The organism is Oscillatoria sp. HE19RPO, from assembly GCF_024220515.1.
GTDB lineage: Bacteria > Cyanobacteriota > Cyanobacteriia > Cyanobacteriales > Laspinemataceae > Laspinema.
Genome location: NZ_JAMXOT010000152.1, coordinates 1 through 16507, shown reverse-complemented (window position 1 = coordinate 16507; position 16507 = coordinate 1). Strand labels below are relative to the sequence as shown.

The 16507-nt window shown below is 46.2% G+C and carries 15 protein-coding genes; 7 read left to right on the top strand and 8 right to left on the bottom strand.

All coding sequences use genetic code 11. From position 1 onward, the window contains the following. Positions 1 to 284: 284 nt before the first annotated feature. Positions 285 to 734: a ferredoxin gene (locus NG833_RS14455; RefSeq protein WP_254565993.1), complete on the bottom strand. Its 450-nt coding sequence runs from the start codon at positions 732 to 734 to the stop codon at positions 285 to 287. A gap of 317 nt (positions 735 to 1051) precedes the next feature. On the opposite strand from NG833_RS14455, the gene groES reads away from it, so the two are divergent. The 4 genes from groES to NG833_RS14435 all read left to right on the top strand — a co-directional run bounded on the left by groES (position 1052) and on the right by NG833_RS14435 (position 4391). Then, positions 1052 to 1363: a co-chaperone GroES gene (gene groES / locus NG833_RS14450; protein WP_015147152.1), complete on the top strand. Its 312-nt coding sequence runs from the start codon at positions 1052 to 1054 to the stop codon at positions 1361 to 1363. A 91-nt stretch (positions 1364 to 1454) separates the two neighbouring features. Continuing rightward, on the top strand, positions 1455 to 3089 hold the full coding sequence (gene groL / locus NG833_RS14445) for a chaperonin GroEL (RefSeq protein ID WP_254565992.1): 1635 nt from the start codon (positions 1455 to 1457) through the stop codon (positions 3087 to 3089). A 415-nt stretch (positions 3090 to 3504) separates the two neighbouring features. Next, positions 3505 to 3723: a hypothetical protein gene (locus NG833_RS14440; protein ID WP_254565991.1), complete on the top strand. Its 219-nt coding sequence runs from the start codon at positions 3505 to 3507 to the stop codon at positions 3721 to 3723. A gap of 188 nt (positions 3724 to 3911) precedes the next feature. Next, a complete protein-coding gene (locus tag NG833_RS14435; protein ID WP_254565990.1) occupies positions 3912 to 4391 on the top strand; it encodes a hypothetical protein in 480 nt (159 codons plus the stop codon). Positions 4392 to 4477: 86 nt separating this feature from the next. Here NG833_RS14435 and NG833_RS14430 read toward each other — a convergent pair whose 3' ends face one another. The 4 genes from NG833_RS14430 to NG833_RS14415 form a co-directional block, all read right to left on the bottom strand. Beyond that, positions 4478 to 4621, bottom strand: coding sequence for a hypothetical protein (locus tag NG833_RS14430; protein WP_254565989.1), 144 nt, complete (start codon positions 4619 to 4621; stop codon positions 4478 to 4480). Positions 4622 to 4799: 178 nt separating this feature from the next. Next, positions 4800 to 5678 (bottom strand): class I SAM-dependent methyltransferase, encoded by an 879-nt coding sequence (locus tag NG833_RS14425; protein WP_254565988.1) that lies wholly within the window; start codon positions 5676 to 5678, stop codon positions 4800 to 4802. A gap of 3 nt (positions 5679 to 5681) precedes the next feature. Continuing rightward, positions 5682 to 6554 (bottom strand): HEXXH motif-containing putative peptide modification protein, encoded by an 873-nt coding sequence (locus NG833_RS14420; protein WP_254565987.1) that lies wholly within the window; start codon positions 6552 to 6554, stop codon positions 5682 to 5684. Between the two features lie 196 nt (positions 6555 to 6750). Next, positions 6751 to 6921 (bottom strand): hypothetical protein, encoded by a 171-nt coding sequence (locus NG833_RS14415; RefSeq protein WP_254565986.1) that lies wholly within the window; start codon positions 6919 to 6921, stop codon positions 6751 to 6753. 200 nt (positions 6922 to 7121) lie between these two features. On the opposite strand from NG833_RS14415, the gene NG833_RS14410 reads away from it, so the two are divergent. Further along, positions 7122 to 8492 carry an ATP-binding protein gene (locus tag NG833_RS14410; protein ID WP_254565985.1) on the top strand — a complete coding sequence of 457 codons (1371 nt, stop codon included), beginning with the start codon at positions 7122 to 7124 and terminating at the stop codon, positions 8490 to 8492. Positions 8493 to 9520: 1028 nt separating this feature from the next. Here the strand turns inward: NG833_RS14410 and NG833_RS14405 are convergent. From NG833_RS14405 to NG833_RS14395, 3 genes are all read right to left on the bottom strand, one after another. Next, complete coding sequence (locus NG833_RS14405; protein WP_254565984.1) at positions 9521 to 10513, bottom strand: pentapeptide repeat-containing protein; 993 nt, start codon at positions 10511 to 10513, stop codon at positions 9521 to 9523. Positions 10514 to 10895: 382 nt separating this feature from the next. Further along, positions 10896 to 11072, bottom strand: a complete 177-nt coding sequence (locus NG833_RS14400; protein WP_254565983.1) for a hypothetical protein — start codon at positions 11070 to 11072, stop codon at positions 10896 to 10898. 174 nt (positions 11073 to 11246) lie between these two features. After that, positions 11247 to 12251, bottom strand: coding sequence for a pentapeptide repeat-containing protein (locus NG833_RS14395; RefSeq protein ID WP_254565982.1), 1005 nt, complete (start codon positions 12249 to 12251; stop codon positions 11247 to 11249). Between the two features lie 444 nt (positions 12252 to 12695). Here NG833_RS14395 and NG833_RS14390 point away from each other — a divergent pair, with 444 nt between their 5' ends. Beyond that, on the top strand, positions 12696 to 13487 hold the full coding sequence (locus tag NG833_RS14390) for a DUF2993 domain-containing protein (RefSeq protein ID WP_254565981.1): 792 nt from the start codon (positions 12696 to 12698) through the stop codon (positions 13485 to 13487). A 204-nt stretch (positions 13488 to 13691) separates the two neighbouring features. Further along, the gene (locus NG833_RS14385; RefSeq protein ID WP_254565980.1) at positions 13692 to 16016 is read left to right on the top strand and encodes a HEAT repeat domain-containing protein; all 2325 of its coding nucleotides are present in this window, start codon (positions 13692 to 13694) and stop codon (positions 16014 to 16016) included. Positions 16017 to 16507 lie beyond the last annotated feature (491 nt).

Here is a 16507-nt window from a genome sequence, read left to right as displayed (position 1 = left end):
CCCCCTTAGCAACGCCATCGGGTTAGGGGGGGTCCAAATGTTGAGGGAAACACTCCAATATTTAAGACAGGAAATAGACGCTTTTCATCCCGGGGGGAGGGGACCCCACCCTAACCCTCCCCTTGCCAAGGGGAGGGGACCGGAGGTGGAGTTAAATCCTAGCCCTCTTCAGGTGGTAAATTTAATGACAAAAAATCCGGGTTTTTGTAGGGGCGCAATGCTTGCGCCCTCCGGAGGGCCTGCGCATTGCGCCCCTACGTGAAATAACGAAGGGGTTTTGTTGTTTATTCTGCCAACGCCGTCGCTTCAGTATCGGGAGTGGGTAACGGATGAGTCAGAAATGCATACTCCTCCACCACCTGATTCCCGATTAAATGCTCTTGGATGATCCGCTCAATCACCTCTGGCGTGGCAGAACGATACCAGACCCCATCGGGATACACCACCAAAATGGGCCCATCACAGCAAACCCGCAAACAGTTGGCTTTCGTGCGAAACACACAATCGGGACGAGTCGGAGTGACGCGATCGAGCTTTAACGCTTTCAGCCGTTGTTTCAAATAATCCCAAGCCGCCAAACCCTCCTCTTTAGAACAACACTTCGCCAAAGTCTGGTCCGCGCAGATAAAAACGTGCCGCTGAATCTGCTTTAATCCCAACGTCTCAACACAAGACTGCAAAGGACTCTCATCCCCAGGTTTACAAGTAACTTGTTCCGGAATTGATTTCTCCATAATCCCCTCCTCTCCTCTCCTCTGTGAAAATCTGTGTAATCTGTGGTTGAAAATCTGTGTAATCCGTGGTTCCCATCCCTCTTCCCCACCCCCTACCCAAAGGTCCCCTCCAAAAAGTTCGGGAACCCGTACAGAACTAATAGTTGCGTTCAGTACAAACATTCCGCTAAATTAGCACTCATGAGGCGAGAGTGCTAAACCTACTCCCCAAAAGATGACTAAGAAGAGATAAAACTCAAGCCAGTCAAGACTTTTGAGACCAGAGGGCCAGCGCTTTCAGCCGAATCGACTATAGATATGGATAAGGAGGATTTTACATGGCTGCCGTTTCTTTAAGTGTTTCTACCGTTAAACCCCTGGGCGATCGCGTGTTTGTCAAGGTCAGTGCTTCTGAAGAAAAAACTGCCGGTGGCATTTTGCTCCCCGACACCGCCAAAGAAAAGCCCCAGGTTGGTGAAATTGCAGCAATTGGTCCCGGCAAGCGCAACGACGATGGTTCTCGCCAAGAGTTAGAAGTCAAAGTCGGTGACAAAGTGCTCTACTCCAAATATGCAGGCACCGACATCAAACTCGGCACCGATGAGTTCGTCCTGCTCGCCGAAAAAGACATCCTGGCGATCGTTGGCTAAAACGGGTAACCCCCTCAACAAGTTTTACCCTTCCATCTGATTTCAACTTCAACTGAAATAGTACACCTCATACAAACTGCAAAGGACACCTATGGCTAAACGTATTATCTACAACGAAAACGCTCGTCGCGCTCTGGAACGAGGCATGGACATCCTGGCAGAAGCCGTTGCCGTCACCCTAGGACCCAAAGGCCGCAACGTGGTGCTAGAAAAGAAATTCGGCGCACCTCAGATCGTCAATGATGGGGTCACCATTGCCAAAGAAATCGAACTAGAGGACCACGTTGAGAATACCGGGGTAGCTCTAATTCGCCAAGCCGCCTCCAAAACCAACGACACCGCTGGTGATGGAACTACCACCGCAACGGTTTTGGCCCATGCAATGGTCAAAGAAGGACTCCGCAACGTCGCCGCTGGTGCCAATGCGATCGCCCTCAAACGCGGAATTGACAAAGCGACTGCATTCTTAGTCGAAAAGATTGCTGCTCATGCTCGTCAGGTCGAAGATACCAAATCCATCGCTCAAGTCGGAACCATCTCTGCCGGTAACGATGAAGAAGTCGGCAACATGATCGCCGAAGCAATGGATAAAGTCGGTAAAGAAGGCGTGATTTCCTTGGAAGAAGGGAAATCCATGACCACCGAACTGGAAATCACCGAAGGGATGCGGTTCGAGAAGGGTTATATTTCCCCTTACTTCGTCACCGATACCGAGCGCATGGAAGCCGTCTTCGATGAGCCTTTCATCCTGATCACCGACAAGAAAATCAACCTCGTCCAAGACTTGGTGCCGGTGTTAGAGCAAGTGGCTCGTGCCGGTCGTCCCCTGGTGATTATCGCTGAAGATATCGAAAAAGAAGCCTTAGCAACCTTGGTGGTGAACCGCCTGCGGGGTGTGCTGAATGTGGCTGCTGTGAAAGCGCCTGGATTTGGCGATCGCCGTAAAGCGATGCTCGAAGATATCTCCGTGCTCACCGGCGGTCAACTGATCACCGAAGATGCCGGTTTGAAACTGGACAATACCAAGCTGGATATGCTCGGTAAAGCCCGCCGCATCACCATCACCAAAGACAGCACCACCATCGTTGCCGAAGGTAACGAAGAAGCGGTCAAGTCTCGCTGCGAGCAAATCCGTCGTCAGATGGAAGAAAGCGATTCTTCCTACGACCAAGAGAAGCTGCAAGAACGGTTAGCTAAACTCGCCGGTGGTGTTGCCGTCATCAAAGTCGGTGCCGCAACGGAAACCGAAATGAAAGACCGCAAACTCCGCTTAGAAGATGCCATCAACGCCACCAAAGCGGCTGTTGAAGAAGGTATCGTTCCTGGCGGTGGTACCACCTTGGCTCACCTGACCCCAGTCTTAGAAGAATGGGCCAATGCTAACTTAACGGGTGAAGCTTTAACCGGAGCTTTAATCGTGGCTCGGGCGATCGCTGCTCCCCTGAAGCGGATTGCTGAAAACGCCGGACAAAACGGTGCTGTGATTGCCGAGCGCGTGAAAGAGAAAGAATTCAACGTCGGTTACAACGCTGCCACGAATGAATTTGTGGATATGTTTGAAGCCGGTATTGTTGACCCTGCCAAAGTGACTCGTTCTGCTCTGCAAAACGCAGCTTCCATCGCCGGAATGGTGTTAACCACCGAGTGCATCGTGGTTGACAAACCCGAACCGAAGGAAGGCGCTCCCGCAGGTGCCGGAATGGGCGGCGGTGACTTCGACTACTAAGGTCTAAATGGGTGGCGTTAAAGGTTAGTTAACGCACCGTGAAATAAAAGGGGGGTGGGCTGTTGCCTGCCCTCTTTTTGTTTTTGGGGGGAAGGTGATAAAAAACCCGCAGGCTAAAGCCTGGGGCTATACGGACGAAGCCTGCCTTCGCAGGCTAAGAGAGAATGTAGAGGCGATTCGCGAATCGCCTCTACTTGTTTTGGGGGTTATTGCTATCAAAAAACCCGCAGGCTAAAGCCTGGGGCTATACGGACGAAGCCTGCCTTCGCAGGCTAAGAGAGAATGTAGAGGCGATTCGCGAATCGCCTCTACATTTAGGTTTGGCCCTTTCAAAATGCGTAGTTCCTGGCTATAATTGACCCAATAAACGCTTTTATAATCAACCAATTTACGATTGAAGAGGGATGAGGAACCGATGACAGATGAACTTCGCCCGGAGTACGATTTACGCAGTTTACGGGTGAGAAAAATGGGGTCAAAGCGCAAAAGTTTCGGTGGGAAAACCATTCAACTCGCTCCGGATGTAGCGGAGGTGTTCCCCGATGCAGAAGCGGTGAATGAGGCTCTACGGTTTCTGATTAGAGTAACTCAGGAAAATCAACCCCCTATTCCTACGAAACAAGGGGATGGTTAGGGGGAGATTTAAGTCTATTGCTAGATGGTAAAATTGGGTGCGGCATCGATTTTTAACAGCCGAATTTGGTATTACGCAATCTATAACATCGACCCTTAAATGCGTAGTTACGGGCTATAATTGACCCAATAAACGCTTTTATAATCAACTGATTTACGATTAGTATTCTAGTCTGGGAGGAAAGGCAAATGACTGAGGCGATCGCACTCGATTCAAAAGAAATTTGGGAAATTTTCCACCCGCGCACTCTTAATTCTGCAAAACTGTTGGAAATTGCCCAAAAGACTAATGCCTTAGCCGCAGAGGTAGAACAAGATTGGGAAGAACTTCCCGAAGAACGGCGAAAACTGCTCACCACCTTGGCTTATGCCGGAATTGAACCGCCTCCAGGCATTCAATGGAAATTACGCCACTTCATCGATCGCTTGTTTGCAGTTGGGATGTTGTTAAAAGATTTCAATGCCTGTGAAGTTTATGTAGAAGCTTCTGAACGTCTTCTCAACGCCATTTTCAGTGGAATAGAACGCGAAAATGAGGATTATCAAGCCGCACTGTCGGCAGCATTAACAGAAACATCTGCCAACGTGGAAAGTTCCAAGGCAATGACAGCGGAGGAAGCCGGTGAATGGATCAGAGAAATTTCAGATGAAGCGTCTAGAGATATTTGAAAGAATTCAGCAAAAACTGGTGCAAGTCTCTATGTAGAGACAGTTTGAGTTAGGGTTGCATCAGAATCGATGACAAATTAATTGGGTCAACGGGTTCGGTCCTCTCGCAAAAGAGCTACACTATCGCTAAAGGTGGATTCTGCATATTTTGCTCTAGCGCGATCAAGTTTTTCCCAGGCTTGTGCTGCGATCGCCTGCTGTTTGAAGGCTTCAGTAATGAATATATACATTTGAAATCCTGATATTAAGACGGATTTAATGAATGACTAAATACGTCAAGTATTAAAAGGGCTTTTTCAGTTTAGCTCGCTTATGCCAACCCAAATAAGGACACGGCAATGCCGTGTCCTTAAGTTTATTTTAATTTAGGAATTGCGCTTTTGTGATTCAATGGCATCCCTAAAAAATTTACTTTGACTTAAAACCGCTGAATATAAATGTATTCAGAAACCCGGTAGAATAATAATTCTGATTCTGGATTTCAGAGACGATCAATTCAGCGAGAACTTTGGCAGATTCGAGTCCTTCAGCAATAATCTGGTCATTACCTCCCCCAGCCATAATCATTTCAGTCGTTTCTGGCTTCCTATATTCCATGAGGATATCTTCAACAATAATCGAGTCATCACTGTTTGAATCATAAACTCGATCATTTTGATAAACGGCTATTTTTTCTAAACCGACCTCATGAAATAGGGCAGGTAAATAAGCACCTATATTATGATCTCCTTTGCCTTTTGCCCTGATTCCCTGATGAAAGTATGACCAAAACCGAAAAAGAGAAGTTTGATGTTCAACCGATAAGCTGTTGAGCAAGGAACTAAATTCTAAGCGATTAAGTAAATTTATTGGTTCCACTGCTAAGATTAGTCCACCTGGTTTAGCAATGCGTTTCATTTCTGCTAACACTTTTTTCGGATCGTAGCAGTGAATCAGTAATGTTTGACAAGTGATTAAATCAAAACTATTACGGGGTAAGCTGAGGTTATGGGCATCCTCTTGAATAAAATGTAATTCCGAAAACGTCACTTCTTTTTCGATAAAAGTAAAAGTTTCTCTTGCTTTTACCAACCAAAAAGATTCAATATCAACTCCCACAAAATGTAAGGGTTGAGAAAGAAATGGAATTAAGAGGCGTGACCAATGTGCCAACCCTATACCGATATCCGCAATACTATTAACCTGGGATAGATTGAACCTCTTAGCCAAGAGTTCCAAGAAATCTGGATTCCACCATTCAAAGCGATAGTCCTGAAGATACTGATAAGAATGTATTTTTTCGCTCATACCCTAAACAGCAACAACTGTCTTTAGTGATTTTTCTAATTGACTGAAAGAAGCTTCGACCTTCGCGAGAAGTTCACAAAATCTGGGTTGCACCAAGTCGGTATTATCAATGACAGACTTGATACTCTTAATAGTCGCTAAAGATGCCGAAAGCATTTGCTCAGAAGGCGGATGAACATGAGGGTTATTTGGTTCTCCGGCTTCTTGGCGATAACGCAGTACCTCATGGGCAACTACCAGACTATGAAATGCTTTATCTAGAGGACGTTCTTTATTTAAGATGCTTGATTTGGCATAGTGCTTTTTGTCACCCAACTGTACCATATCAGTGTAGTGCTGATAACATAATTCATCTAAAAATACAAGATTATGAGTCAGTTCATGCACTAAAAATTCGGCAATATCCATATCTGTCCAGTTGCGTTTGATTGCACACCAGATAAATCCAGGTGCATCAGATATTGTTCCCCCTCCTGAATTCGGCGATCGCACATAAAATAAAGTATGAATCACTAGATCGAATATTGTGCCTAGAGAAGGATTGACTTGGTTTAATAGGATCTGACCCTTGTTCACATAACTTAATGCTTCCTCCATTGATGCAAGAGGGGTATTCAAATCAATTTTTGTTTTTAAATCGGTTAAAATTCCATCGTCTTGATATTTAACCGATATTTTTTTGATTCGCTCTATATCAAAACAAAATTTATCTAAATTTGCATGAATTGGAATAGGAGTTTCTGAAAAATATTTGTTTAAAAAACAAATATAGTATTTTTTTAATTCTTGAATGCTGTTGATCGTCTTTTGCTCGGTACTACAAGCTAAAAGAAAAATAGTTTTTATGCAACTTTCAAAACCATTAAGATAAAACATTTTGATTCTCCGGTGTTCTCTTTAGATAATGTTTACTTGTGAGGCATCAATTCAAGCACCAAATTTTTGCTTGCCTTCAAAAAAGAAAGACGATTGATACACTTGTTACTGTAAGAGGCTAAATGTAGGGGCGATTCGCGAATCGCCCCTACATTTAGAGACGAGCTAAATTTTTGCCAAATTTCAATGAAATTAATTAAAAATTTTCCGCTTCTAAGTCATGGGCAATCATAACCAAGACATTATTTTCACCGTTTTCGGTGTACATACTGCGGACTTTAGTCGCAACTGCTTTTGTCTGTTTAATTTCATCAGTCGATACGGTATTGGCCAGATTTGCAATTAAATCCTGAACGTTATTTTGCATGATCATAATTGCGGAACTCCTAAATTTGGGTAATTTAGTTTTTTCCAGTATTGAAAACAAAATCAGTTCTAGCCATGCTAAAATGTCCTATTTTATCCTGATTTTGGTTAAGAAATATTTCAAGCAAAATCGTGAAATATCTTGCGATGCCGTGTCGGAGTGAGTTATAATGGCGGAAACCTTTACCCCATCTTGACTATATGGTTGTTACAGAAGTGTTACAATTTGCTGATCGCCTCGTCTTTGCCGAAACGGGAAAACACTTAGATGACATTCAAAAGGCTGTGGTGAAAGGGGTGTGGCAAGGGGAAAGTTATGAAGAAATTGCCCAAGAATGTCATCGCAGTGAGAGTCGGGTTAGGGATGTCGGTTATAAGCTGTGGCAAATTTTGTCAGAACGGTTATCCGAAGAGGTAAATAAATCTAATTTTCGGGCAACGATTGAAAGGCTACATATCCCAATTAATTCGTCTCAAGTAGTTGGGGTAGGAATTCATAGCCACTTTAATTTATGTTCAGACACATCAGAGAAACATAAAACAACGGATTCTACCAAAAGTCAAGCCGGTGTAAACTCTTTTATAGATTTAGCACTTGCCCCAAAGATTACTCACTTTGAAGGACGCAGGGAGGAACTGGAAAAACTTTCTGAGTATATTTTGCATCAACCCACTCGTCTCATGGCAGTGTTGGGATTAAATGGTATTGGCAAAACAACGCTGGTGAAGCGATTTATTGACCTACATTCGCCACAGTTTGATGCAGTCATTTGGAAAAGTCTGAAATTTCCGAAAACCCTAACTCATCTGCTGCATGATATTTTGGCAACTTTCAACCAAGAAACGGAAAAGAGTCTAGGGCTTGATGAACAGATTACTCAATTATTTGAACTGTTATCCGCTCGCCGATGTTTGCTGGTTTTTGATGATGTACAAAATCTGTTTATTTCTGGACAATTTGCGGGACAGTACCCACTTGAATATACAGACTATAAAACGTTTTTCCAAATGATTGCTGAGATTGCACATCAAAGTTGTTTAATCCTGATTAGTCAAGAAAAATCGCCAGAGATGATTTCTTTGGATACCGAGTTATATCCGAAGAAATCTTTAGAACTAGGAGGGTTAGATGCTGACGGTGGAGACTTTCTCCAATATCAGGGATTACCTCGTCAAAAAAATTTACTTGAGTTAAGCAACCTTTATCAAGGACATCCTGTATATTTGCAATCTATCTCTATTTTAATTAAAGAGGTTTTCTCTGAGCGCGTCGATGAGTTGATGGCTGAGGATAGTTTAATTTTTCCCGAAGATATCAAACTGCTTTGGGATACCTTGTTGATGAGGCTATCTCCGGTGGAACAAGAACTCAGTTTAGAGATGAGTCGGGCAAAAGCCCCGATTTCCAGAGATGATTTAAGAAAATCTTTAAACTTGTCTTCTTTGGAACTTGTCAATGGATTACAGTCTTTGAGTAGAAGATATCTATTAAGTAAAGTTGATTCTGATGAAATATTATTCACTTTGTTGCCAGTATTTGAAGCATATCTAAAAAATTTCCATTCCTCTTAACCTAGCAAGCCTAAATTTGTCAAAATTTGAAAAAAATTTGACATCACTTATAAAGTCCACCTCCAGGGATAACCAACAATTAGTTCTCAGGGTCGATTTGTTGTAAAATTTAGAGAAGGTTCTGCTTGAGGTCTGGTAAGTGGCGATCGATGACATCCCACATTTGATCTCAGAGTAAGTCTTGGATCTTCTGATTTCTTTCGCTCCCACAAAAAATCGGGGTTATCCCCGACTTACTTGGTTGATATGGAAGGGATTGATGTATAATGGACTCAGATTGTGGGAAATCTATAATATTTGGCAGGTGGGGGAAGATGGGGGAAAGTGCTGACTAGGCGACTGGGAGGGAGGAAGGCGCGCTGTTGCTGTCAGTCAGGGCGATCGCCTCTATTCTGTAAGGTCTAGAAACAACGCTTGTTACTGTTCGGATGGCTTGTTATTCTCACTCGCAACTTGTGCCAGTTCTTCTTGCAAAGAACGAGATAACCGATTAGTCGTTATGAAAAGATACCCACACATTAACACCCCATAAAAGGGCTGGATAAATTTGGCAACTCCGGGGTAATCTATGCAATAGAAGACTAAGGAAAATAGGTGAAATACTGTACTCGCTAGAATTACTCTTCTCACAAAGCTCAGTGAATTCAAGAGTAACGGCTTTAAATTAAAACTCAAATACACGAAAAGGCCGGATAGCCCTAAGCCAATGATTGTCAAAAGAATCCCGATTAAATTTTCGTTCTCAAACGTTAAATATAGATAAAATTCAACCAGGTTGTTGAGGATACTGAGTATCCCAACTACACCCAAAAAAGCTTTTAATGACCCAACTGATTCTTTCATGAAATTGACCTGGGGTATTATAAATCCTTCCCGATGTTTGCTCTAAGGACGTGATGAAGGCGATCGCCTATGGGTCAGAGGGAGGTAGATATTAACGTAGGGACAGGGCAGTACCCCGTCCCTACATTGGAATTGGCTTTGAGGAAATTGTCCGAGCATTTTGCCTAATTCGGATGGATTTCTGACTACTCGTAAATTTTCCGACTCCCCATCTCGTGAGGATCGGGCAGAGACATATCCTCCCAATGTGAGGGTTCAAAATATGCCCCGCGTAAATCGGCCTCACTTAAATTGGCTCCTCGCAATTCGGCTACATTAAAGTTTGAACCACATAAACAAGCGCCTTGCAAGCTCACTTCGGTTAAATTGGCTTGGAACAAGTTGGATTGTACCAACATCGCTCCAGTCAAATCGGCATTTTGCAAGTTGGCATGGGATAAATCGGCTTTACTCAAATTTGCCTCACATAAGTCACTCCGAGACAAATTCGCACCATTCAAGGATGCAGCATGAAGGTTGGTCCGAAACAAAAATGAGACGCGCATCTGGGCTGAACTCAAGTTCGCAGCGCTTAAATTGGCTAAGGAGAGATTGGCACCGCTGAGTTTTGCGCCACTGAGGTTGACTCCCTCCATCTGCACACTATTGAGGTCTACCCCATTCAGAAAAGCTTGGGTGAGATTGACTCCGGTGAAGGATGCTCCGCGCAACAAGGCTCCACTCAATCGGGCACCGCTGAGGTTGGCCCAATTGAGGTTCGCATTCACTAAGTTAGCCGATCGCAAGTTAATCCCTCGCAAATCTGCCCCACAAAAATTCACCCCGCCCACATTCGCTAACCGCAAATTCACCCCGGACAAAATTGCCCCACTCAGTCGCGCCCCGGTGAGAATCGACTTAACCAAATATGCTCCTTTTAAGTTCGCTTTGGTTAAATCCGCATGAGTCAGCCTCACTTCATTTACCTTAGCAAAACTCAAGTCAGCGCGATGTAAAAAAGCCAGATGTAAATTGGCTCCAGTCAAGATGGCTCGGGATAAGTTGGCCCCGACAAAATAAGCCCCAGAAAAATCGCATCCGGCTAGGTTGGCTCGTTCCAGGTTCGCTCCGTTTAAATTAACATCTTTAAACGATCGCTCTCCTGCTGCATACCGTTCGAGGAGTTCATTAGTATCCATTTTACGTTACTCTCCTTATGGCTTAAAAGCCCCTTATTCTTTACTGGATTCCGTTGCCCCCTAAGCACTGAATTAAATTTGGGCATCGCTGGGGCTTGCCGTCCCGGTTTTTTTTATGGAAAAAATGGGATTTTTTTTGACATAAACTCTTCCTATCTCTATTAAATCATTATTAAGGATAAAAAACAAGACGCTGAAGCGATGGATTTGGTGCGCGAACGGGGGTAAAAAGTTGAAAATAGCAATTGAATGAGTGAGCCGCTTTTTTACACCCAGTTGGTTGTTTATCTCCGGTTTTTGCCGCATCTCAAACCGATTCGGTATTTTCTGTACCCGATTGCTCCGAAACGAAGTGTTTCAGGTGGGATTGGCGCAGATCAGGTTAGATACTTTGAGACGGATATTTTTGAGATGAGTTAAAAGTGCGATCAAATAGAGCATCGGTATAGCATCCCAGAAAGAGAATCACCGGATGGAACAGCCCAAACAGATATTTAAAGGAGTGCGTAAAGCCGACGGCATAGTTCCGATGTGCGGCGCAGCCTGTGCGTGATGCCAAATCCGGTTGTTAAAAGTCGGTTTTCGCGTTTAGCCCGCGCAGGCACCGCTTCGTTCGTATAGCCTCCGGGCTTTCCTGACGGAACGCTCATAGAACAGCCTGCGGGTTTTTACTCTGGGAAACCCTAGATCTCATTAGTTTTCAGCACCCTGTTTTATGCTCTTGCCAATCGGTTTAGGAATGCAGAGTCCCATCGGGCATCACTGCACCCGTGAAATCCGCATCCTGCAAGTCCGCACCCACCAGGGCCGCATCCCGCAGACTGGCTCCCCGGAGATTTGCACCGCGCAAGCAAGCGCCATCGAGGTCAGCTCCCCATAAATAGGCCCCTTCTAAGTTGGCATTGGTGAGATCTGCACCGATTAACTTGGCTAAATTGAGGTTAGCATCGCAAAGGTCGGCATTTCGCAAGTCGGCTTCCATCAGGTCAGTTCTCATCAAATTGGCCCGACTGAAATGACCGCCTCGGAGGATACTGCCATGTAAATTGGCTTGTTTGAGATTCCCCTCTTCAAAATTCGCAAATCGCATTTGAGTATCGCGCAAATCTGCACCCTTAAAGTTAGAACCGCGCAGGTTTGCTCCGCTGAATTTAGCCTCGTTGAGTTCAAGTCCGCTAAAGTTAATCCCCTCTAAATTGAGGCCATTTAAAAATGCCCCGGTGAGTTTAACCCCATTTAAAAGTGCGCCTTTAAGACAAGCACCGCTGAGTCTTGCGCCACTGAGGTTGGTCCAGTTCAAGTTGGCATTCATCAGGTTTGCGCCTCGGAAATTAATTCCATTGAGGTTCGCACCTGAGAGGTTGACTCCGAGTAAATTAGACCGATAAAAATTGACCCATTTTAAAATAGCCCCACTGAGTTTGGCCCCGGTTAAATCAGTATTGGCTAACTGAGCGCCTTGGAGATTCGCTTTGGTTAAATCGGCCTCAATCAGTTGGCTCCCTTTGAGTTTGACGAAGGTTAAATCAGCAGCGTAGAGAAATGCACCGGATAATTGGACTTCCATCATGAAGGAGCGACTTAAATTAGCCCGCGCCAAGGATGCGTCAATGAGATTTGCACCGAAAAGGTTCACCTGTTGCAGGGTTGCGCCGATCAAGTTGGCTAAATTGAGATTCCATCCGCGAAAATCGCGATCGCCAGCTCTGTATCGCTTTAGTAATTCATACCCATCCATAGTCCTCTCCCCCTATTTAGCCTGAAATATCTACAATTTAGAATGCCCAGGTGGAGAGAAAATATCATACAATCCGAAACATTTCGTAAAATAACAGGTTTTTTTTAAGTTTTAGGGATCGAGTATCAGCAATTAAGAATCGATAATTAATCAATTCTTGATTGCTAATTAGAGTAGGCCCCAAAATTTACCCGGAACTGCCAATCCGAGTAAAACAGGAGGGGGTGATACCCGAATCTGAAAGATGCCTTCAAACTGGGACAGGACTTACGCAGATTTTAAAAATCCACCCCCAATGGGTAAGTCCTGTCCCTGTTCTGGAAGACTGTCCGGGAGTCCGATCGGGGAGTAAGATGCTCCCCCTCCTGAATTTTCTGGCGATCATGATTTAAACTGGCGATAGAAACTGCGATCGCTGATGCTCCCTGCTCTGATCAAACCCGAATGGAATTTTTCACCCTAATCCTCACCAGTCTGTTTACTTTAGTGTCTCCTGCCGGGATTGCCTTAGATACTCTGGCGGAACAGAATATTCGCGATCGCCTCTTTGCAGCAGAAAAACTCGAAGTCCGCATTGATAACACCCCCAGCTATCAATTACTCAATGGCAAAGTCGATCGCCTGCGAATTGCTGGCCGAGGATTATCATTAATCCCGGGGTTAAGACTGGATATTTTAGAAATAGAAACCGACCCCATTGACGTCAACCCGAGAGAACTAGGACGGGGTTCCGGAAATAGGCCAGTCCGGGGATTGCAACAACCGTTACAGGCAGCAGTTCGAGTTGCTGTAACCGAGGCAGATCTCAATACCGCATTGCAGTCTCCGGAACTTTATAACCAAATGCAAACTCTAGCCTTGAGCTTATTTGATTCTCCCTTAATTCAACAAATTGCTAACCGTTATACCCTGGTCGATCGCCAAGTCACTTTTTTACCCAATAACCGAGTCCGATTCCAAACAAAAGTCCAAGAACGGGGATATAATGACTTTCTAACTTTAACCGTAGAAACGGGTATCAATGTAATTGAAGGTCAACAATTACAACTAATTTCTCCCTCCGTCTGGGTGAACGATCGCCCTGCACCTCGACGATTAGTCACCGGACTCTTAGATTTAACCCGCAGGTTTAATTTACAGCGACTAGAAACTCGGGGGGTGCGATCGCAGGTGTTGCAATTTAACCTAACCCCAGCCGGTGCAGAAATTGCCCTATTCTTGGCAGTCAACCCTTAGACTGGAGAGAAAGACTCGCCACCGCAGTCCCCTTTCGCAATTTCCCCGGGACTCCTTCCTGGGGGTTGTCTGACAAAAGCACTCCCGTGTGAGTTACCACCCGACCGGAGGAATCCTAGTGGTGTGGCTCCCCAGACAAGGGGCAGATATTCAGATAGACTGAGCTAGAGGAGTATTGAAAATGGTATGGATGTGGGGAACAGTATGAACGCCGAACGGTTTGCTTTTAAGCTGATTGTGGAAAAAACTGAAAATTGGGGACAAGATACCGTAACCCTACCGGAAAATCTACCTCGTGCTGAGGCTGGGGAAAAAGCCCTCAGTGAATTTTTGCACGTGATGCAGCTTGAGCTAGAGGATGCTCGCTTAGAGGAGTCGCAGGTGCAGGCGTACCGGGAACCCCTAACGGAATTCGTCTCGCAACCGTTGGTACAGGAAACGCTGTTAGGGGTTTTTGACAAAGACTGCAAAACTATCTCCACGGATACTTTAGCCCAAACCTGGACTCAGCTCAATTTGACGGCCCTCCCGGAGGGGTTTAATTGGGAGGCGGTAGCGCGAATTTATTTCAAACAAATTAAAGCCTTTGTTCACGCCAGAGAATTGGTCGATCGCCTGCTGAATCCCAACCGAGAAGATACCCTCACCCTGGATGACATCAAACGGGATGTATTTGTGCAACATCTGTTTGATGAACCGTGGCATGAAGTGATGCGGCAAATCGTCAGGATGATTGCACCGGAATTGGCGGCAGAGTTACTCGATTCTCTGATAGAAAACCAAGTCGAACCCTCTAACTTTACTCACTTATTTGTAGCGGCAGAATGTCTGGCGGTTTTGCCCGATCGCACCGCCTTACAATCGACGGCGAATCAACTGCGCGATCGCCTAAAATCCTTAACTCAATATCCGGAAGTGGATGAACTCATCCTCACCCGCCTGCGCGCCATTTCCACCCTGGCGCGAGTTTGGAAAAACGACCCGGATACCCTCCCCTGGTTACAATCCCTGGTAGAATCCCCCGTTGCTGAAACTATCCGTATGAGTGCAGTCGATGAAATCGCTCTGTGTTGGAAAGAACGCCCAGAGATTCTCTCCTGGCTGAAAACCTTAGCACAATCCTCAGTGGCTGAAATTACCCGGGTGAGTGCCGTGCGATCGCTGGCGACTCACTACCCCCAGGACCCGGAGATTCTCCCTTTGCTCAAAATCTTAGCTCAAAGCGATCGCTATTGGCTAGTGCGAGAAGCGGCATTGGAAGAGTTGGCCGAGGGATGGCAGGATGACCCGGAGACATTTAACCTGATAGCGGCGATCGCCCAATCTGATGCCGAAGCGGATGTGAGAGAAGCGGCAGTCGAAGAACTCGCCAAAGGTTGGAGTCACGACAAAGAAACCGCTGCGCTGATTCGCACGTTGGCGGAGTCCGATGAAGATTGGCACGTCAGAATTGCCGCCATGCAGCAGTTTGCGATCGCCTGGTATGACAATGACTCAACCCTCGGTTGGCTGCGAACTCGGGCCCTTTCTGACCCCGATTGGCACGTCAGAATTGCCGCCATGCAGCAGATTGCGACCGGCTGGTTCGATCACCCCGAGACCGTCTCCTGGTTACGCGATCGCATCGTTTCTGATGACACCTGGCAAGTGCGCGTCGCCGCTTTACAACTGGCGGCAGCTTGGTTTGAAGACCCGAAAACCTTACCGATTTTAAAAGATATCGCCTCCTCTGACCGCGATCGCCGGGTCCGGGAAGCGGCAGTGCATGAGTTTACTCGCACCTGGAAGGATGACCCGGAACTGTTACCGATTCTCAAATCCCGGGCGACTCAGGACGAACATTGGCAAGTGCGCGTTGCTGCCTTACAGCAACTGGCGACGGGATGGTATGACGACCCGGAAACCTTACCCATTCTCAAGGTTCAGGCGATTAATGACGCTTCCTCTGATGTGAGGATGACCACCTTGCGAGAACTGGCTTCTGGGTGGTTTGATGACCCCGAAACCTTGCCGATTTTGAAAAGTCGGGCCACATCGGATCGAGGCTGGGATGTGAGAATTGTCGCTCTGCGAGAATTGGCAACGGGTTGGAAGGAACACTCGGAAACTTGGACCCTTGTTAAAAGCCGCGCTCAATCCGATGAGAATTGGGCCGTGCGTCTTGCCGGGGCGATCGAGTTGGTGACCCACTGGCCGGAAAACCCGGAAACATTGGAGATTGTCAAGGCCCGCGCTTGTACTGATGCGGATTCATTTGTGAGACTCTCGGCCTTGCAACAGTTACTCAAGGGGGGATGGGATGACGCGGCTGTATTTGCCGTTTTGTGCGATCGCGCCGTCAATGATCCGTTTGTGCCGTTACAAGATGGTGCACTCAATCCTCGACTCACCGCCCTCGAAGCCATCGTCCAGTATTATGGGGATTATCCAGAAACCCTCCCCTTACTCCGCGATCGCGCCCAATCCGACCCCGATGAAAAAGTGCGGGCCTTTGCTCAATCCGTCCTAGCCACTCCGGGCAAAAACTAGAGCGAGTATTTCTGGCTTACCCCTTGACAAAACTCCTCTTTTACCCATTAGTCCAACCCTAATGGGTCCCAAGCTCGTCAGGGGTGACCCGCCAGACTGCTGCGACCCCACCCTAGAAAGCCGGTTTACCGAGACTAAAAACCCTAAGTAGGCCGGAGTTGCCCCCAGGGAGGGGACCGATGGGAGGACCCGGGACACTCCATCCGATCCTCCTTATTGCGGAATCCGGTATTTATACCAAATCCGCTTGGTAAAAGTCCGTTTTCTTTTCAGCCCGCGCAGGCGGGCTTCGTCCGGATAGCCCCACCCTTTAGGGTGCGGGTTTTTACAGACCTTTGACAACCGGATTCCGTATTAGGGAACTCCAAAAAATAAAACCTTCAAAAAACCCGCAGGCTCAAGCCTGGGGCTACACGGACAAAGCGGTGCCTGCGCGGGCTAAAAGAGCCTTGTTAGGTGCGATCGCATCAAAGCAAGGATGATTTATTTGT